The organism is Mucilaginibacter sp. 14171R-50 (assembly GCF_010093045.1).
Classification (GTDB): Bacteria; Bacteroidota; Bacteroidia; order Sphingobacteriales; family Sphingobacteriaceae; genus Mucilaginibacter.
On the sequence record NZ_CP048115.1, the window covers coordinates 1,642,932 to 1,663,045 of the forward strand.

A 20,114-nucleotide genomic window follows, 5' to 3' on the forward strand; every position below is an offset into this window, starting at 1 on the left:
TTATGAACTGGTGGCATTATTTATTGCTGGTAAATATTTACCTCACGCTGTTTTTCGGGTTCTATTCGTTAATGCTGCGTCGCGAAACGTTTTTTCAGCTAAACCGCATTTACCTGGTTGGTACGGCCATACTTTCGTTTTTTATTCCGCTTATACAAAGCGATTGGGTTAAAAGCTTATTTATTACGCAGCAGGTACAGTACACCATATACGGCAGCAATGCCATCACCATAACAGATATAGCGCCTATAAAAGATAACCCTGTTACCGTTGGGCAGGTATTACTGGTACTTTATACGCTGGGCGTAATAGCTTTAGCTGTAAAATTAGCAGTACAGTTAATAATACTAAGGCGGATAATTAAAGACCCCGCCCCATCGGCATCTTACTCTTTTTTTAACAAGATAAAAGTTAACGAAGGGATAAGCGGTAAGGATGTGATACAAAACCACGAAATGGTGCATGCCCGGCAGTTCCACTCGGCCGATGTGCTGATCATAGAAGCGGTAATGATCATCAATTGGTTCAACCCCGTTGTGTACCTGTACCGCTTTGCTATAAAACATGTGCACGAATATATAGCCGATATGCACACGCTTAAAGCTGGCACCAGCAAAACCGATTACGCGTTATTGCTGCTAAGCCAAACCTTTGATACCACCACACACAGCTTGGTTACGCCGTTTTTTAACCATAGCCTTTTAAAAAAGCGCATTATGATGTTACAAAAAAACAGATCGCAACGCATAAAACTGATTAAATATGGCTTATCGGCCCCCTTATTTATATTAATGCTGATATTATCGTCGGCAACTATAAGCAATAGCAAGGCTGTTGAAACCATACACGACAAAGCCGCGGAGGTATTTGCCAGCCCTGCCAAAGCCGTACTGGCAGATACCACCTACAAAACCACCATAATTACATTCGACCCAAAGACCGATAAATTACCTGCTGATACTATTCCGAAGGAAAATAAGACGCAGGTTTTTACCGCGGTTGAGCATTCGCCAGGATTTCCCGGTGGTCAGGCAGCTTTTAGCCGTTTCCTAAGTAAAAATCTTAAATATCCTGCCGAGGCACGCAAAAATAAGGTTGAGGGTCGCGTAGTTGTAAATTTCGTGGTTGAAACTGATGGGTCGTTAAGCGATATCAGAGTGTTACGGGGGGTAGGCAGCGGTACCGATGAAGAAGCAGTAAGGGTGCTAAAAACATCGCCGAAATGGAAACCGGGGGTACAGAACGGCAGAAAGGTGCGCGTACAGTATACTGTGCCTATTACTTTTTCCCTGGGCAATAAACTAACATCAACAGGCGAGCCGGCAAGCAGCGAGGGTAGCCCGGTATTTACCGCGGTTGAACAATCGCCGGTTTTCCCCGGAGGCGACAAGGCTTTCAGCGAGTGGCTGGGCAAAAACGTTAAATATCCTAAACCGGCGCGGGATGCGAATATTCAGGGCAGGGTTATCGTAACCTTTGTGGTAGAGAAGGACGGATCGTTAAGCGGAATACGGGTGATAAGAGGTGTAAGCCCCGATATTGACAAAGAAGCGCTTAGGGTAATGAACCTTAGCCCGGCCTGGAGGCCCGGCCTGCAAAACGGGCATACAGTTAGGGTTGCGTATAGCCTGCCTATAAATTTTTCGTTGGCGGTTGATGATGAAAAAGAAACAAAAACAGGTTATGTACCTTATGCCGCGCCTGATAATGCTTTAGATACCAACCAGGTAACACCGTTGATAAAGGTGCGCAACGGCTATGGCACCGTACCATTATATGTGCTTAACGGCAAAATAATTAAACAGGAGGAAATGTCGGTATTGCCGGCTAACGAAATAGAGAGTATAACGGTTTTAAAGGATAGATCAGCAATAAGCCTTTACGGCAAAAATGGTGAGAATGGAGTTATACTTATAACAACCAAAAAGAAAAAGATTAATATTAAATAAGTAAAGTCAGTATAGTTTAAAACGGCCGGGCTGTTATACAGCCTGGCTTTTTAGGTTAAAGATCGGAGCCTTCGGCTTTGGCCTGTTCCTGCTCGCGCAGGTTGCGCATAATTTTAGTGAAGCCGCGGTGATGTCCTTCTTCATCAAACAGCGGGAAAACCAGGCCGCTTCCCCAAAAACGCGAACCATTTTTACGTACATGATAACGCTCGTCAATAGCGCGGCCATCATTTAGGGCTGTTACAAGCTCGTGGGCGGGCGCGCCTTTGGCAACATCTTCGGGGGTGAAAAAAACATCGGCGCATAACCCCATAGCTTCATTTTCGGTATAACCTAAAACCCGTTCGGCACCACTGTTCCAGCTATTAACGTCGCCATTTTTGTCGGTGGTAAACACCGCGTAATCCTCAAGGCTATCCAGCACCTGCCTGAAAAAATCTTCGCTCATCCTAAAGTAGCTGTCCTCAAAAACATCTTCACCGGTTATTTGCTGGTTAAGCGTGGCGTAATCAACTTCAATAATTACATCTTCCACGCCGCAGGCCATCTGCATAGGTTCGCGGGTTATTTTATAGAAGGTCTCGAAACCGCTGGGCAGGTTATTTAGCTTTGGCTTTTCCCGCACAGGTTTCAGCACCAGGTTGGTGTGCCCATCGGCCACGGTGCTGGCCAGTACGTGGGTGTATCCTTTTTCTATCAGGTCGCCAAGCAGTTGTGGGGTAAAGGGTATTTTCATATCAGTAGTTGTAACGGAACGGAAAGTTTTGCGCTTGATTGATATTATATGGCTGTAGGCCTGCGTATGATGGCAAGGATAACGGCAATTACAGCAATAACTAAAAGCAGGTGTATAAGGCTGCCTACAGCGGAAAGAAAAAAGCCGATTGCCCAGCAAATTACCAGTATTACAGCTATAATATAAAGTAATGAATTCATAATTAACATTTTTTTGACTTGTTGTAATAATAACAAGTGCGTTAAAAATGTTTTATATTTTTTGACCCGGCCATAAACCGGCTGGCGACAAGACAATAAAAAGCCCCCTGTACTTTTACATACAGGGGGCCTGAGATGAGGATCAGACTTTTACAGTTTTAACCATTTTTTCCGCACTGCAAGTTGCTGTGGTGTAGGGTTTGGCAGTTCGGTAATGCTGTATTTAACGGCGGTGTTACGTTTTAAAGTAACCGGTATTTTATAGCCCTGCCCATCGCGGCTAACAGTTACCACAATTTTATCGCCTGCCTTTTTGTCCTTAATTGCAGCGGCAAGGTCGGTAACCGGGGTGTCGTCAATATGAGTTATCTGGTCGCCAACGTTTAAGCCGTCAACCCAGCCCGCCCCATCGCGTATTACGGTGCTGATGATATTGCGTTGATTTGTAAATACACCTAAAGTCGGTTCATTGGTTTCGGCAAGTGCGTCTACCAGTTTATAGCCTGCATAGCCAAGATATTTATTGTAATCAATCGGTGCTAAACCGTTTATATATTTAGCGTAAAAATCATCAAGGTTGCTGCCTGCAAACTTTTCAAAGCCGGCTTTAAACTCAGCATCTGTATAACCGCGTTTTTTTGTTTTGTAATAGGTGTTATACATATACCGCATTACATCATTTAAGCTGTATTTGCCGTTGCTGCCGTTGATGATCGCCAGGTCTAACAACATGCCCACTACCGCTCCTTTGTCGTAATAGGATATGCCGGTATTATACGAGTTTTCGTTAGGGCGATAGCCTTTTATCCAGGCATCAAAGCTTGATTCGGCCAGCGGCTGCACCTTGGTGCCGGGCTGGTTCTCCACCGTGTTGATATCACCGGCCATGTCGCCTAAAAAGCCCTCCGCGTTTGTAAGGTCGGCATAGCGTAAAGCAAGGTTCTGGTAGTAGGCGGTAAAGCCTTCGGCTATCCACAGGTTGGTGGTATAATTTTCGTTATCGTAATCAAACGGGCCTAAAGCTATCGGGCGAAGGCGCTTTACATTCCATAAGTGAAAATGCTCGTGCGCAACCAGGCCTAAAAAGCCGCGGTAGCCGCGCTCGTTACCATACTGATCGCGCGAGGCGCCTAATACAGTAGAGCTAAGATGTTCTAAGCCACCGCCGTTACGCTGCTTGTTATGCACTATAAAAGTGTAATGCTTGTTTGGGTTTTCGCCATATATAGCTGCCTCCGCGCGGATGATTTTCGCCATATCCACCTTAAGGCGCTCTTTATCGTAGTTACCGCCGCCATACATGGCCACTTCATAATGGGTGCCGTCAACGTCAAAATCAAACACATCCTGGGTGCCTATTTCAAGCGGCGAATCGTATAGGATATCATAATTTGGTGCCGTGCGCGTGAATACATCGCCCTTAACCATTTCTAAACTGGTAGATACCTTATTCCAGTCTTTATAAGGTTTTATGGTGATGGTGGAGGGCTGGTTCAGCATGCCTTTAGGGAACAGGAAGATCCCGGTGGTTGACAGGAAAGCGTGCGATACATCGATAAAGCTGGTGCGTACCGATAGCTCGAACGCGTAAACCTTGTATTTTACCGTTACCGACGAATGGCCCGCGGTATTTATACGCCAGGTGTTTTTGTTGATCTTGGGAGCCGGCACGGCTTTGCCATTGGCAGAAACGCTTAGCGATTCAATATTTTTGGCAAACTCCCTTACCAGGTACGAGCCGGGCGCCCAAACGGGCATTTTAACCTCGAGCGAGGGCTGCGCAAGGCCTGTAATATTCATTTCTACGTCTACATAATGGGCCTGCGCTTCCGGAAAGCTAACGGTGTACGAAATTTTAGCTATTCCAGCTGCTTTGCCGGGTGTAGTACTCATAAAAAACAATATTAAATAAACCAGTGCTGTTAGTTGAAATTTTTTCATGTGGCAAGTTATAAAATTTATGTTTTTAATTAAACCGGCAAAAACCGCTGCCGTTGTAAAATGGTTGATACATGTAATCAATTTGATTTTTAAGCCGTTAATATTGCAAACTCGTAAGAGAAAGCAGGCACATAAAGCAATAATTGTGCTGCATCCATGTGTAAACATCTATATTTATATGGCGGCATCAGCCATATATAAACACTAACAAGTAATAATTAAGGGATATAAACAATACCGTACCAACAAGCTTATATGAAAACAAAATACGTTATATACACATTGCTGGCACTGCTTGTTGCATTTTTAGTTTATAATAAGTTTTTTAGTAAAAAGGCTAAACAAAACAGCGCGGCAACGGCCGGTAAGGGTAAAAAAAAGAACGGCCCTGTAACTGTTAATGTGATGGTGGTAAAAGATACCACTTTAAGCAACCAGATAGATATTACCGGTACTATTGATGCCAACGAAAAGGTTAACCTGATAAGCCAGACGGCGGGCAACATTACCGGAATATACTTTACCGAGGGCGAGCATGTTAATAAGGGCCAGTTACTGGTGAAGGTTTACAACCAGGATCTGCAGGCCTCGTTACAGCAAAACCAGGCACAGATGGTGCTTGCCCGGGATATCAATAACCGCAACAAAATATTATTAGAAAAAGAGGCGGTAAGCAAGGAGGAGTATGAAACTTCGCTGTCGTCATTAAATTCGATGAAGGCGCAGGCTGATGTTATCAGGGCGCAAATTGCCCGTACAGAGATACGTGCGCCGTTCTCGGGCGTTATTGGTTTAAGGAATGTAAGCCCGGGTGGATACCTGTCGCCTTCAACACCAATTGCCACCCTGGTAAATATTGACCCGGCCAAGGTCACCTTTTCGGTGCCCGAGCGTTATCTGCCTATTATTGGCAAAGGGAGCAAGGTTACCTTTACGGTTGAAAGCTCAAGGGAAACATTCAACGCCACGGTATATGCCATTGAGCCCGCACTGGATGCCAACTCGCGCACCATCACGGTCAGGGCCAAGGCACCCAACCCTAAAAATATACTTAGGGCAGGCTCTTTCGCCAAGATCAACCTAACGCTCGACCAGATACCAAAAACCATTATGGTGCCTACCGAGTGCGTTATCCCGGATCTGAAGAGCAGCAAGGTATATCTTTATAAAAACGGTATAGCCGTTGCCCAAAATGTGAAAACAGACCTGCGTACCGATACCAAGATCCAGATCATTGAGGGGCTAAAGGCAGGGGATAGTATCGTGGTATCCGGCCTGATACAAATTCGGCCTAAATCTCCATTAAAGATCCTTAAAGTTATCAAGTAACCCATTATGAGTTTATCCTCGGTAAGTATAAAAAGGCCCGTATTGGCAACAGTTATGTCTGTTGTGATAGTTGTATTTGGGGTTATTGGCTATAAATTTTTAGGCGTACGCGATTTTCCTTCGGTAGATCCGCCCATCATATCGGTATCAACCAGCTACTCGGGCGCTAACTCAGATGTTATCGAATCGCAGATCACCGAGCCGCTGGAGAAAGCGATAAATGGTGTGCCGGGTATCCGTAATATATCATCAACAAGTTCGGTAGGGTCAAGTAATATCACGATTGAATTTGAACTGGATGCCGACCTGGAAACCGCCGCCAACGATGTGCGCGATAAAGTGGGGCAGGCACAGCGCCAGCTGCCGCAGGATATAAACGCCCCGCCGGTGGTAAATAAGGCCGATGCCAGCGCCGATAACATCATTACGCTTACCGTTAGCAGTACCACCCGTAACATAACCCAGGTAAATGATTATGCCGAGAACGTTTTGCAGGAAGGCTTACAAACCATCCCTGGGGTAAGCGCCATCAACATACAGGGTCAGCGCCAGTACGCCATGCGTTTATGGATAGACCCTAACAAACTGTCGGCCCTAGGGCTTACCGCTACCGATATAGGCGCCGCTTTATCCCGTGAGAACGTTGAACTGCCCGCAGGTAAAATTGAAGGTAACAATACCGAAATAACCATCCGTGCGCTTGGCAAATTAACCAGCGAAAAAGATTTTAATAACCTGATCATTCGTGCCGACAGTAACCGCGTGATAAGGCTTGATGATGTGGGTTACGCTGTGTTAGGATCTGCCAATGAAGAAACATCGTTAAAAGAGTCGGGCGTGCCTATGGTTGGCCTGGCGGTAGTGCCCCAGCCGGGCGCCAATTACGTGCAAATAGCCAAAGATTTTTATAAGCGGCTGGAGCAGATCAAAAAGGACCTGCCGCCCGATATTTCTGTAAAGGTAGCTTTGGATAATACAAGGTTTATCAACAACTCCATAACCGAGGTAAAGGAAACATTGCTGATATCGTTCATACTGGTGGTAATTATCATTTACCTGTTCTTCAGGGATTGGCTCATCGCTTTTCGCCCGCTGATAGATATACCAGTGTCGCTGATCGGCGCATTCTTTATCATGTACGTATTTGGTTTTTCCATCAATATTTTAACACTGCTGGGTATAGTGCTGGCCACGGGGCTTGTGGTAGATGATGGTATTGTGGTTACCGAAAATATCTACAAAAAGGTTGAGGCCGGCATGGCTATCCGCAAAGCGGCGTTCGAAGGATCGGCCGAAATATTTTTCGCGGTAGTATCCACCTCGGTTACCCTGGCCGCGGTATTTTTACCCATCATATTTTTACAAGGCTTTACCGGCAGGTTGTTTCGCGAATTTGCCGTAGTGGTAGCCGGGGCGGTGTTGATATCGGCATTTGTGTCGCTATCGTTAACACCTATGCTCAACGTAAAGCTTATCCGCAAAAGTCAAAAGAAATCGAAGTTTTATGAAATGACCGAGCCCTTTTTTGTGAACATGACCAACGGCTATACCGAAACGCTGGTTAACTTCATGAAGAAAAAGTGGGTATCGTTTGTGATACTTGGCGGCTCGTTGCTGCTTACCGCGGTGTTGTTTAAAATAACCCCGTCAGAACTGGCCCCGCTTGACGACCGCAGCCTGCTTCGCTATTCGGTAACCGGCTCTGAAGGCGCCACTTACGAGTACATGACCCGCTACATGGATAAAGTTGCCAACCTGGTAGCCGATTCGATACCCGAGGCCAATGTGAACCTCGAGATCGTGTCCCCTTCATGGGGCGGTGGTGGTTCGGCCAACTCGGGTTTTGGCCGTATAGGGCTTGTTCCGCCCAATGAGCGAGAGCGCAGCCAGCAGGATATTGCCGACTGGCTGAATAAAAAGCTTAGCCGTATGCCCGATGCACGTGCCATAGTGGTGCAGGAGCAAACCATCAGCGGTGGCGGTAGCGGCGCGCGTACATCGCTGCCGGTACAGTTTGTCATACAAAACCAGGATTTTGAAAAGATCCGTAAGGTGCTGCCCGATTTTTTTGCCGAAGTATCAAAAAGCCCCGTCTTCCAGGGCACGGATGTTAATTTGAAATTTACCAAACCCGAATTGAGGGTGATTACCGACCGCGACCGCGCACGGGACCTGGGCGTTTCTGTAGATGACATTGCGCAAACCCTGCAGCTTTATTACAGCGGCGGCCGGTTAGATTATTTCCTGATCAACGGTAAGCAGTACCAGGTAATTGCACAGGTTGATAGGGCTAACCGCGATCAGCCGCTTGACCTTAAATCGGTTTACGTGCGCAGCAGTAAAGGCAACCTGGTACAGCTGGATAACGTAGTTAAGGTAACCGAAAGCGCCAGCCCGCCATCTATATATCACTTTAACAGGTTTAAGTCGGCAACGGTACAGGCAGGCCTTGCGCCGGGGCAAACCGTGGGCGATGGTATTGCCGAAATGAACCGCATATCTAAACAGCTGCTTGACGATACCTTTAGCACCTCGCTTACAGGCCCGTCGCGCGATTTTGCCGAGGGATCGTCGAATATCGCCTTCGCCTTCTTATTTGCGCTGCTGCTGATATACCTGGTGCTTGCAGCGCAGTTTGAAAGCTTTGTAGACCCGTTTATTGTGATGCTAACCGTACCGCTGGCCATATCGGGGGCCTTCATATCCCTTTGGCTGTTCGATCAGACATTTAACATATTTAGCCAGATAGGTATTATTACCCTTGTAGGGCTGGTAACAAAAAATGGTATATTGATAGTGGAATTTGCCAACCAGCGTATGGAGGCCGGCCTTAATAAATACGATGCTGTTGTAGAAGCCGCAACATCGCGTTTAAGGCCCATTTTAATGACAAGCCTTGCCGTGGTATTAGGGTCTGTGCCTATTGCGCTGGCCCTTGGCGCGGGGGCAAAAAGCCGTGTATCGTTAGGTATAGTAATTATCGGCGGTATGTTGTTTTCGCTGGTATTAACATTATATGTTATACCAACCATGTACATGGTATTTGCATCAAAAACACGCCGCGACCCCGACCATGAACCCGAAGATGAAGCCGTTTCAGAAACTAAGCCGCCTTTACTTATTGAAAAACTTTAAGCAATATGAATATTAAAAAAATAATTTGCTTGATTTTTTGCGCTATCGCCTTTACGTCCATGGTAAAAGCACAGAATGCGCCTTTGCTTACGCTGAAAGATGCTGTTGAAATAGCTTTGCAGAATAACTATAATATCAAGCTATCGCAAAACAACGCGGCCATAGCCAGCAATAACGTTACTTTAGGAAACGCCGGCTTTTTGCCATTGGTAACCGGCGATGCTACGCTGAACAAAAGCAACCAGAAAATTAAGCAAACCCGCAACGATGGTACCGTAAATAATTTAACTGCCAACAATAGCAACAACAATTACGGGGTTAACCTAAACTGGACGATCTTTGACGGCTTTGCTATGTTTGCCAATTACGACATGCTAAAGGAGCTGGATAAGCTCGGCGCCTTGCGCTTACAGGATACCATACAAAATACGGTGGCTAACGTTATAACTACCTACTATAGCCTGATCAGCCAGAACGAGCAGATAAAGGCACTGCGCGGGGCAATTGATATATCCCGAACGCAGCTGCGTTATTCAAACGATAAGTTTACGGTTGGCAGGGTATCAAAGCTGGATGTTTACAACGCGCAGGTTAACCTGAATACTGATACCGCCAACCTGATAACCCAGCTGCAGCAGTTTAAAACAACCAAAATACAGCTTAACCAACTGCTGGTGCGCGATCTGCAAACAGATTTTAGTGTAGGTGATACCATTGTTGTGAACAGCAGCCTGGTACTGGGCGATATACTGGCCAAAGCGCAGGCGCAAAATGCCGATATACTGGCATCACAAATAAATAAGCGACTGGCCGAGATCAACCTAAGGCAGGTAAAATCAGCCCGGTACCCGGTAATTGGTTTAACATCGGGCTATACGTTCAGCAACAGTAAAACACCGGCGGGCTTTACGCTTAGCCAGAATGCCCACGGCCTGGCCTATGGCTTAACAGCATCTATCAATATCTTCGACGGGCTTAACCAATGGCGCCGCGAGCGTAATGCAAAATTGCAGATAGCTAATGCCGATATCAATACCAAGCAAATAAGGCTGGATGTAGAAGCGCAGATAAGTAATTTTTATGTTGCCTACCTGTCGGGCTTAGATTTGGTACGAATAGGGCAATCCAGCGTTGAATTGGCCCGTAAAAATCTCGAAATTTCTTTGGAAAAATATAAAATTGGCAACATCACACAGTTAGAGATCCGCGAAGCGCAAAGAAACTACCTGGATGCGCAATCAAAGTTTTTTTCGGCGCAATACCAGTCTAAAATGGCCGAAGTGACACTGCAACAGATAACTAACAGTATAAATATTCAATAATATATATTTAATTGTATTAAAAGATTATTTTTGAACAATGCCTGTTCACTTTAATACATGCCTGCTCATTGATGACAATTATATTGACAACTTTGTTACGCGCAAGATTTTGGAGAGCGGCAACTTCGCAGATAACATAATTGTAATACAATCGCCGCAGGAGGCTATAAACGCCCTTCGTGATGGTACGGTAAAACCCGACGCGATTTTCCTGGATATACGCATGCCCATAATGTCGGGCTTTGAATTTTTACAGGAGTACGAGTCGCTTGAGCTTGACAACAAAGAAGTGGTAAAAATATTTATGCTTTCGTCATCGCTCGATCCAACCGACATGAACAACTCAAAAAGCAATAAATATGTGGCCCGTTTTGTTCATAAACCGCTAACCCACCAGGCGCTTGAGGAACTTTGTACATGATATTAGTAGCAGATAGCGGATCATCAAAAACAGACTGGCTTTTATCTATCCCCGGGGAACCGAACCGCGCGTTCAAATCTGCCGGACTTAACCCTTATTTTTTAACGGAAAAAGAAATTGCCAGGATACTGCAGGACCAGGTGCCGAGTATGATAGCTATGGCCCCTGATATAAGCGAAATATACTTTTTTGGCGCGGGCTGCTCCAGCCCTGACAGGCACGAGATAGTGTCAAACGCCATCAGCAGCTTGTTTCCGGGCGCGTATGTAAGTGTTGATAGCGACCTGTTGGCATCCGCTTACGCCACCTGCGGCCGCGAAAAAGGGATATGCTGCGTATTGGGCACCGGCTCAAACATTTCTTTTTTTGATGGTGAGGATATACACGACGGGCAGCATGGCCTGGGGTACGCCCTTGGTGACGAAGGCTCCGGTACGTGGTTTGGCAAGGCACTGGTAACCGATTACCTGTATGGCAATATGCCCGATGATATCCATGCCAAATTTAAAGAAGCGTACCACCTTACCAAAGAGGACGTTATCACAAACGTGTACCAGAAACCCCGGGCAAACTCTTACCTCGCATCGTTCTCGAAATTTTTATCGCCCGTCAGGTCCACTTTTTATGCGCAGGACCTGATCAAACGCGGCCTGCAGGAATTTGTTGATACCAACATCAAATCGTACCCGCAGTACGATAAATTTAAGTGCCATTTTGTAGGGTCGATAGCTTATGTATTTGCCGATGAACTTAAAGCCGTTTGCGATCAGAATGGAGTGCATGTCGGTAAGATCATCCGCCAGCCGATAGTTGACCTGCTGGAGTTTATTTTGAAGAGAGACGCGCAAGCGCAGCTTTAATCAGTTATAAGATACTCAATCAATAAATTGGTGGCGCTACTTTGTCAGTAGTGAAAAACCTAAAACGCTGATAATAAAGCGTTCACGTGTGTTCACGGTGTTCACGTGCGCCGAACGTGAACACTTTGTTAATGTTTAAACCCTTTTTTGATGCCTATCAAAAATATACCCAGCACGGCTAATATGCTTGCCGCCTTAGGCAGGTAATCGCCGTACTCAACATAAAACGTAATATCCGAATTCAGGTTGATGTCCTGTTTAAGCGCGGTACGCACCCACCACTTGCTTTGCTGCACAATATCACCGCGCTGGTTAATAAATGCCGAGATGCCGGTGTTGGCAGAGCGGCAAACCCAACGGCGGGTTTCGATGGCGCGCAGTTTGGCATAATCCAGGTGCTGGTCTTTACCCGAGGTATTTTCCCACCAGCCGTCATTGGTGATAACAGCAATAAATTGTGAACCTTGTTTTATCGATTTTGCGATCCACCCGCCCCAGATAGATTCGTAGCAGATAACAGGTGTTACGCCTATTCCGCTTTGCGAGTAAAATACCCCGGGCTCGGTTTGCATGCCATAAGCGCCGGTTGCACCGCCCAAATGCTCAAATACAGGTTTCAGGAACGATAGCGTATTGCCAAAAGGTAATGATTCCGCTCCGGGTACCAATCTCGATTTATGATAAAACTGCACTTTAGACGAATTTTCGATATTGATAGCCGTGCTGAATCTATCGTAAAACATCGCGCCTTCGGGCATAGGGGCCGCGGTTGAGGTAGCCCTTTTATTATACATTTTATAAGTTTCGCCCCCGGTTAAAACATTACCGTTTTTGTATTTTGAAAGGAAATGCCTTACCTGCATGTACGAATTATCGGCGTAAATGCGGTCTTCGTTTATTTCCTGCGGAATGGCGGTTTCGGGCCAGATAAAATATTCGGTGTTTTGCTGACCGATGGAATCGGACAAATGGGTAAGCGTTGCTATCTGCTCTTGCACCGGTATAGTGCCTTCCTTTTCATACGGATCGATATTAGGCTGCACCACCACAATGTTGGATGGGTTAACCTGCTCTTTGTAGCTATAATATTTATATAGTGATAAACCTAAAGGAAGTATCAGCACCAGCGTAAAGGCAATAATGATTTTTCTGCGCGTGTGTACAGGCTGCCCCTCGCTTAAGCCGGTGTAAAGCAAAAACAGCAGGATATTGATCACCCAAACCCAGATTGTTCCTCCGTAAACCCCTGTATACTCATACCACTGCACCCACTTATGCGATGTAGCAAAGCCATTGCCCAGCGTCATCCAGGGGAAGTTAAGATCCCAGCTTTGGTGCAGGTATTCGTACCCTATCCAAAAACACACCAGCACTGCCAGCGCTATTGGCCGTGGTGTAATAAGCCGCGCCCGGTAATATAGCCAGCAGGCTGTAGCCATCAGCAGTGGACCCAGCGCATAAGGTATCAACGTTATGGGTACCGCTACAACAGGGCCTATAATCTTCAATGAATTATAAACCCAGTAAATACAAAGCGTATTCCAGATAAAGAAGCCAATGAAGGTGGTATTAAAGATCTTTTTACCCTTGCCTGTAGCTGTTGATTGGATGATGTTTTCCATTGCCAGCAGCATCGGCCCTAACGCCGTAAAAAGGAAAAAAGTGGTGTATCGCGTAGGCGGCCAGGCCACCCAAAGCAGCAAGCCGGAAAATATGGAGAGTAACAGGTTTTTTTTCATTTGTTATTTAATATACGTCATCGCGAGGTACGAAGCAATCTCTTTAGGACATGTACTCGCCCTTGTTGGTGTTGTCACCAACAAGCCGCTATGCAATAAAACCATACCGTCAATCAGTCCTAAAAGTTGTTGGTGACAACACCAACAACGGCGGAAGAGATTGCTTCGTGCCTGGCGATGACGTGTTAGAACCCTCTCGTTTGGAGAGGGCAGGATCAGGCTTTTAATCTTCCTCCTCCTCTGCATATTTCTTTTTCTTACCCCCGGCAGGTGCGGCGCCGGCAATACACATCACAAATTCGCCTTTTAACGGGTGGGTTTCAAAATAGGTTTTCACCTCGGCAACCGTGCCGCGTACAGTTTCTTCAAACATTTTGGTAAGCTCACGCGATACGGAAAGCTGGCGGTCGGCTCCAAAAAAGGTGATCATTTCATCCAGCGTCTTCAATAAACGGTGGGGCGACTCGTAAAGTATAATGGTGCGTTCTTCTGTAGCCAGTAATTTATAGCGGGTTTGGCGCCCTTTTTTCAGCGGCAAAAACCCCTCAAAGCAAAATTTATCTGTAGGGAAGCCCGAGTTTACCAACGCTGGTACAAAAGCTGTTGCGCCGGGCAGGCATTCAACCGCGATATTATATTTTAATGCCTCGCGCACCAGGAAAAACCCCGGGTCGGATATGGCAGGCGTACCGGCGTCACTTATCAGCGCGATATTCTGGCCCATCAGCAAAAATTTAATGATCTCGTTACTGCTTTGATGCTCGTTATGCTGATGATGAGCGAACACCTTGTTCTGTATGTCGAAATGCTTCAGCATGGGGGCAGAGGTGCGTGTATCTTCAGCCAGTATAAGGTCAGCCTCTTTTAAAATACGGATAGCCCTAAAGGTCATATCCTCCAGGTTGCCAATAGGGGTGGGTACTAAATAGAGTTTACCGGGCATTCAGTTCGCAGTTTTTGGTTCGCAGTTCGCAGCGCCATACGGTTACCATTTACAAAAAAGCTGTAAACTGCCTACGGCAAACTGCAAACTGTTATATTTGCCTTTTAAAATAAAATCAATGCTGCAAGTTAGTTATATCCGCGATAACAGGGAACAGGTTTTAGAGCGTTTGGCTGTAAAAAATTTTAAACAGCCCGAATTGGTTGATGAAATTATCCGTTTGGATAATGAACGGCTGGCAGCGCAGCGCGAAAGTGAAGAATCCAAAGCGGCAGCAAATCAGGGTGCCAAACAAATTGGCGAACTGATGCGCGCGGGTAAAAAAGCGGAAGCGGAACAACTTAAGGCCAACACCGGCAACGCCAAGGAGAATATCAAAAAATTAGATGAGCAGCTTGCCACTATTGAAGAAAGCCTGTATCAAAAAATTATTTTATTGCCCAATTTGCCGCATGCGTCTGTGCCTAAAGGTCTCACGCCCGAAGAGAACGAAGTAGTGCTTGAAAGCGGCAACAAACCCGTGCTACCTGACAATGCCCTGCCGCACTGGGAACTTGCTGCTAAATATGATCTGATAGATTTTGAGCTGGGTGTTAAAATAACCGGCGCGGGATTCCCGGTGTACAAAAATAAGGGCGCCAAATTACAGCGCGCGCTGATCAACTTTTTTATTGACGAAGCTGAAAAAGCCGGGTATAGCGAAGTGAGCTTGCCACTGATGGTGAACGAAGCATCAGGTTTTGGCACCGGGCAATTGCCGGATAAAGAAGGGCAAATGTATTTTGTGGGCTTGGATAATTTGTACCTGATCCCTACCGCCGAAGTGCCAATAACCAACTTATACCGCGACGTAATTTTAAAGGGCGAAGAATTGCCCGTTAAAAATTGCGGACATACGCCATGCTTCCGCCGTGAGGCGGGCTCGTATGGAGCACATGTACGTGGCCTTAACCGCCTGCACCAGTTTGATAAAGTAGAAATAGTACAAGTTGTGCGCCCGGATGAATCGTACCAAGTACTGGAGGATATGAGCGCCCACGTGCAGGGTTTGCTGCAAAAGCTTGGCTTGCCATACCGTGTATTGCGCCTTTGCGGCGGCGATATGGGTTTTGCATCGGCCCTTACCTATGATATGGAAACCTGGAGCGCGGCGCAGCAACGCTGGCTGGAAGTATCGTCTGTTTCAAACTTCGAGACGTTCCAAAGCAACAGGCTAAAACTACGTTTCCGTAATGCCGAGGGTAAAACCCAATTAGCCCACACCCTTAACGGAAGCGCCCTGGCCCTGCCGCGTATTGTGGCTACTTTATTAGAGAACAATCAAACAGACAAAGGCATTAAAGTGCCCGAGGTGCTGGTACCTTATACAAAGTTTGAGTGGATAGATTAAGGTGTGAATATGAGCGATCGCGACCCTAAAAAGATAGCGCAGTTATTATTTATAATTAATTTATTGCCATCAATAATCGCTTTTTTTGGGGCGTGTATGCTTACAATGACCTGGCAAGGAAGTGATGAGATTTCTGCAAAGGTTTGGACAATATTGGTGTGGGCGGGGCTCATTGCGCAATTCTTATATTTTTTGCAAACTAAATACATACAATTCGCGCTTAAAAAGTCCGTTTGGCTTTATTCTATATTATTGAATTGTGGTTTTATAGTATATTACATAGTGGGTTTTATTTTAGGCGTCATAGAGAATACATTGCAGTTCCAGGCGCTCCTGATAATCCCATTATTGTTATATCCATTAGCTTTTTTAGTTCTCAGTTATCGGGCGTTTAAACAATTGTAATAGCAAGCCACTATTTCTTGCTTGCAATAACGTTCGATTTTACAATAAAAGCCACCTATGTTTCATTGTTTTCTTTTTAACGTCAAGAATCTTTCGGAACGTTACATCCCCTTCTGTATCGCCTCGTAAACAGCATCCTGTATGCGTGGGCGAATGTTAAGGCTGCCCAGCTTATTGCCTACGTTGGGGTGAACACGGTTTGACAGGAACACATAAACCAGGTTGTACTTGGGATCGACCCACACTGCGGTGCCTGTGAAGCCGGTGTGGCCATATGCTTGGTCTGAAGCCAGTTTGGATGGATAATGCCTGTCGGCTATGGGGTCCCAACGGTCGAAACCCAGCCCGCGGCGACTTACTGCCGATTGTTTGGACGTCCATAAGTCTACCGTTTCCGGTTTTATGTACTGAACCCCGCCATAAGTGCCACGGTTAAGCGTCATTTGGTAAAGTATGGCAATATCATTGGCGCTGGCAAATAAACCCGCATGCCCGGCAACGCCTCCCATCAGGGCTGCGGTAGGGTCGTGCACATACCCGTCTATTAGTGTCTTCCTATCTTTTTTATCATCCTCTGTTGGTGGGATGCGGTCGGCAGGGAAGCGGTAAAGCGGTAAAAAACCCGCTGTTTGCATTCCAAGCGGGTTGTAAAGTTTATCCTGCACGTATTTATTCAGAGGTGTAGCGGTAATGGTTTCTGCTATTTGCTGCATAAATATCATGCTTACATCGCTGTAAACATACTGGCCACGCGTTTTTACCGCCGAGCGTAAAGCCGACGGCAGCATTACTTCATCAAAATAATTTTTGCGCAGGTAGTAATTGTCGTTCACCCTGGTAGGGAAAGCGGCCGAAGAGTCGGTACTGTGGTCGGTAGGCTTCACCACCTCAAATGTTTGGATATCCGGAATCAACCCTGCCTGGTGCAGCAATATCTCGCGTACGGTTAAAGTGTTTTTGTTGGTGTTGCGCGTTATGGGCAGGTATGTACCAAGGGTTGAATCGAGATTGAGTTTACCGGCATCGTAAAGCTGCATCGCCTCCATAGTGGTTGCCGATATTTTTGTCATAGATGCTACATCAAAAATATCGGTTATCCTGTCGGGGATGGCATTCTCGTAGGTATGATAGCCATAAGCCTTGTTAAATATCACTTTGCCATCTTTAGCTACCAACACCACACAACCGGGGGTTGCACGGCTACTGATGGCTTCGCTGGCAATATCATCTATGGCTTTCAGGTTATCCGCGTTAATACCGGCATCTTCGGGCACGGTATATTGCAGTCGGGTTTTAGCTGTTAAGAAGCCCGAATGGGCTATGTATTTTGAGGTGTATGTTTGGGTTAAGCGCTGGGTAATGGCAATACCTCCGAAAATAGCCTGCGCATCAAAATAAGCCGCTACCTGTGATACCCGTGCCGACCAAACGATCGGCGAGCTGATACTATTTAATTTTTTCAGCGAGTTACCGTTCCCGATAAGGGATACGATAACGTTCTTTATTTTTTGGTTATCGTTAATAAATGCGATGATCTGCGGATTGTTAACCTCCGCATCACTAAGCTGAACGATAAGTGTGTTATAAAATTTGGTATCCTGCGAAAGGTTATCAAGTGTTTTTACGCTTAAATAATCCAGGCCGTTGATCAGGTCGACCCGGGTATATTTATTTAACAAACTATCAAAACCAGCCCCGTAGATGCCCGAAAAACGTATGCTTGCTATTTTATTATTATCCAGATTTTGCAGCGGAATAAGGTTTTTTTCGTTGTTGAGCAAGACGGTGGCCTGCGCAACCGATAGCTCTTCTTTTACATAGGCTTTACCGCTAAGCGGCGGGTTTTGCGCACAAGCGCTGTTAAAAAGTACAAACCCGGATAGTAGCAGCAGGCAAACATTCCGCCTATTTTTTCTCATAAACCTTAACACCATTTATATACGTTTTTAATACTTTAACATTTGGCAGCTCACTGCCTTTTACCTTCATGATATCCTGATCAAGTATCACAAAATCAGCGTATTTGCCAACTTCGATACTGCCCTTCTCATGTTCCTCGAAATTTGCCTTAGCCGCCCATAGGGTAATACCTCTGAGGGCTTCTGCCCGGCTAAGGGCATTATCCGTTTGAAAACCGTTTGGCGGTAAGCCTTTAAGGTCCTTACGCTCGGTTGCTGCATAAAACGTATACATGGGGTTTATGTTTTCAACCGGGAAATCGGTACCTAAAGGCATCCATCCGTTTTGTTTTAATAATGTCTTATAAATATAACCGCTGGTTTTCAACCGCTGGTTACCAAGGCGTTTTGCCGCCCATACCATATCAGATGTGGCATGCGTAGGCTGCACCGAGGGGATGATATTATTTTCGCCGAAAAGTTTAACATCCTCGGGCGATACGATCTGCGCGTGCTCTATCCGCCAGCGTTTATCATTTTTACCCTTCAAGTTTTCGGCGTATATTTTTAGCATAACGCGGTTGGCCGAGTCGCCGATAGCATGTGTAGCCATCTGGAAGCCATGCGCTGCTATCTTTTTGGCAACTTCTTCAAAATGTGCTTTAGTGCTTAGTAAAAAGCCGTTCCATTTTGCTGAGTCGGCATAGGGTTTTAACAAACAGGCGCCCCTTGAGCCTAATGCACCATCGGCATAAACTTTAAACGCGCGTACGTTAAGGCCGGGAGTTTTATATGCGCCACGTTTAAACAGGTAGTCATAATTTTCGGGCTGATCGGCAAGCATTACATACATGCGCATCTTTAGCGCGCCTTTGTGCTGCAGGGCGGCTATGGTGCTCACCATGGTATAAGGCAGGCCGCAATCGTCAACCGTGGTTAAGCCAACGGCAAAACAGTTTTGCTGCGCGTCCAGTAACGCGGCCTGGGTTATCTGTTCGGTTGGTGCAGGTATCTTCCGGGTAACAATGCCTACAGCGTTATCTATCAGCATGCCGGTAAGCTTGCCGTTCACGGTTTCAATAGTGCCGCCAATAATTTTTTGGCCGGGTTTAATACCTGCTATATTTAATGCCGCCTGGTTGGCAATGGCAGCGTGCCCGTCAATACGGCTTAACAATACCGGCCGTACCGGGAACAGCGAATCGAGTTTTGCTTTGTTAGGGAAGGCTTTGTTAACCCAGATATTTTGGTCCCAGCCATTACCAATTATCCAGCCCTCAGTGTTGTGCCGCGCGTAATTGTTTACCGTATCTAATATAGCCTGCCAACTTTTAAGACCAACGAGTTTTACATCCTGCAGGCCTAAACCGTACTCGTAAAAATGAGCGTGCGCGTCAATAAAACCAGGATATACCGCCTTGCCACCCGCATCAACAACCTGCCGGGCCATGTATTTTTTTTCGATGGTGTCGATATCCCCCACTGCTACTATTTTACCACTGCTTACTACAAAGGCATTGGCGGTGCTAAAGGTGCTGTCTACGGTGTATACAAGAGCGTTTTTTACAAGCAGGTCGGCGTTGTATTCTTTTTGTTTGCATGCCGCCATCAGCAAAAGCAGCACAGGCCATAGTTTCTTCATATTTATAAAAGCGGGTAGGGTGTAAATATTGTCAACCTATACAGGATATACAAGTATGTAACGGTAAAGTTATGGCATCGGATATTTAAATTGCTACTGTTTGGTAATTATCTTCGGTTAAACCTGCCAAACAATAAAGTTATGCAATCAAATTTTTAATTTAGCGTCTGAAAAAGGCGTAGACTAAAAGCCTCATCCAAACCC

General features: G+C 46.0%; 14 protein-coding genes. 7 read left to right on the plus strand and 7 right to left on the minus strand.

What is annotated here, in order from left to right:
- Positions 1–2 precede the first annotated feature (2 nt).
- Entirely contained in the window at positions 3–1,949 is a 1,947-nt protein-coding gene (locus GWR56_RS07700) for a M56 family metallopeptidase (RefSeq protein ID WP_162430544.1), read from the plus strand.
- Between the two features lie 55 nt (positions 1,950–2,004).
- Here the strand turns inward: GWR56_RS07700 and GWR56_RS07705 are convergent, their stop codons facing one another.
- The 3 genes from GWR56_RS07705 to GWR56_RS07715 form a co-directional block, all read right to left on the minus strand.
- Positions 2,005–2,685, minus strand: a complete 681-nt coding sequence (locus GWR56_RS07705; RefSeq protein WP_162430545.1) for a PAS domain S-box protein — start codon at positions 2,683–2,685, stop codon at positions 2,005–2,007.
- A 44-nt stretch (positions 2,686–2,729) separates the two neighbouring features.
- A complete protein-coding gene (locus GWR56_RS07710) occupies positions 2,730–2,885 on the minus strand; it encodes a lmo0937 family membrane protein (RefSeq protein WP_162430546.1) in 156 nt (51 codons plus the stop codon).
- 150 nt (positions 2,886–3,035) lie between these two features.
- Positions 3,036–4,826 carry a M61 family metallopeptidase gene (locus GWR56_RS07715; protein ID WP_162430547.1) on the minus strand — a complete coding sequence of 597 codons (1,791 nt, stop codon included), beginning with the start codon at positions 4,824–4,826 and terminating at the stop codon, positions 3,036–3,038.
- Positions 4,827–5,081: 255 nt separating this feature from the next.
- On the opposite strand from GWR56_RS07715, the gene GWR56_RS07720 reads away from it, so the two are divergent.
- The 5 genes from GWR56_RS07720 to GWR56_RS07740 are packed head-to-tail and all read left to right on the plus strand — an operon-like array spanning position 5,082 to position 11,893.
- On the plus strand, positions 5,082–6,155 hold the full coding sequence (locus tag GWR56_RS07720; protein ID WP_162430548.1) for an efflux RND transporter periplasmic adaptor subunit: 1,074 nt from the start codon (positions 5,082–5,084) through the stop codon (positions 6,153–6,155).
- 6 nt (positions 6,156–6,161) lie between these two features.
- Complete coding sequence (locus GWR56_RS07725; protein ID WP_162430549.1) at positions 6,162–9,290, plus strand: efflux RND transporter permease subunit; 3,129 nt, start codon at positions 6,162–6,164, stop codon at positions 9,288–9,290.
- A gap of 59 nt (positions 9,291–9,349) precedes the next feature.
- Entirely contained in the window at positions 9,350–10,612 is a 1,263-nt protein-coding gene (locus GWR56_RS07730; protein WP_238395329.1) for a TolC family protein, read from the plus strand.
- A gap of 37 nt (positions 10,613–10,649) precedes the next feature.
- Positions 10,650–11,033: a response regulator gene (locus tag GWR56_RS07735; RefSeq protein ID WP_162430551.1), complete on the plus strand. Its 384-nt coding sequence runs from the start codon at positions 10,650–10,652 to the stop codon at positions 11,031–11,033.
- Positions 11,030–11,893 carry an N-acetylglucosamine kinase gene (locus GWR56_RS07740; RefSeq protein WP_162430552.1) on the plus strand — a complete coding sequence of 288 codons (864 nt, stop codon included), beginning with the start codon at positions 11,030–11,032 and terminating at the stop codon, positions 11,891–11,893. Before GWR56_RS07735 ends, GWR56_RS07740 begins: the two co-directional genes overlap by 4 nt.
- Positions 11,894–12,021: 128 nt before the next feature.
- Here the strand turns inward: GWR56_RS07740 and lnt are convergent, their stop codons facing one another.
- Both lnt and rsmI read right to left on the minus strand, forming a co-directional pair.
- Positions 12,022–13,632 (minus strand): apolipoprotein N-acyltransferase, encoded by a 1,611-nt coding sequence (gene lnt, locus GWR56_RS07745; protein ID WP_162430553.1) that lies wholly within the window; start codon positions 13,630–13,632, stop codon positions 12,022–12,024.
- Positions 13,633–13,855: 223 nt separating this feature from the next.
- Complete coding sequence (gene rsmI, locus GWR56_RS07750) at positions 13,856–14,575, minus strand: 16S rRNA (cytidine(1402)-2'-O)-methyltransferase (protein WP_162430554.1); 720 nt, start codon at positions 14,573–14,575, stop codon at positions 13,856–13,858.
- A 118-nt stretch (positions 14,576–14,693) separates the two neighbouring features.
- On the opposite strand from rsmI, the gene serS reads away from it, so the two are divergent.
- Complete coding sequence (gene serS, locus GWR56_RS07755) at positions 14,694–15,965, plus strand: serine--tRNA ligase (protein WP_162430555.1); 1,272 nt, start codon at positions 14,694–14,696, stop codon at positions 15,963–15,965.
- Positions 15,966–16,471: 506 nt separating this feature from the next.
- Here the strand turns inward: serS and GWR56_RS07760 are convergent.
- Positions 16,472–18,289: a serine hydrolase gene (locus GWR56_RS07760; RefSeq protein WP_162430556.1), complete on the minus strand. Its 1,818-nt coding sequence runs from the start codon at positions 18,287–18,289 to the stop codon at positions 16,472–16,474.
- Complete coding sequence (locus tag GWR56_RS07765; protein ID WP_162430557.1) at positions 18,276–19,910, minus strand: amidohydrolase; 1,635 nt, start codon at positions 19,908–19,910, stop codon at positions 18,276–18,278. Before GWR56_RS07765 ends, GWR56_RS07760 begins: the two co-directional genes overlap by 14 nt.
- Between the last annotated feature and the right edge of the window lie 204 nt (positions 19,911–20,114).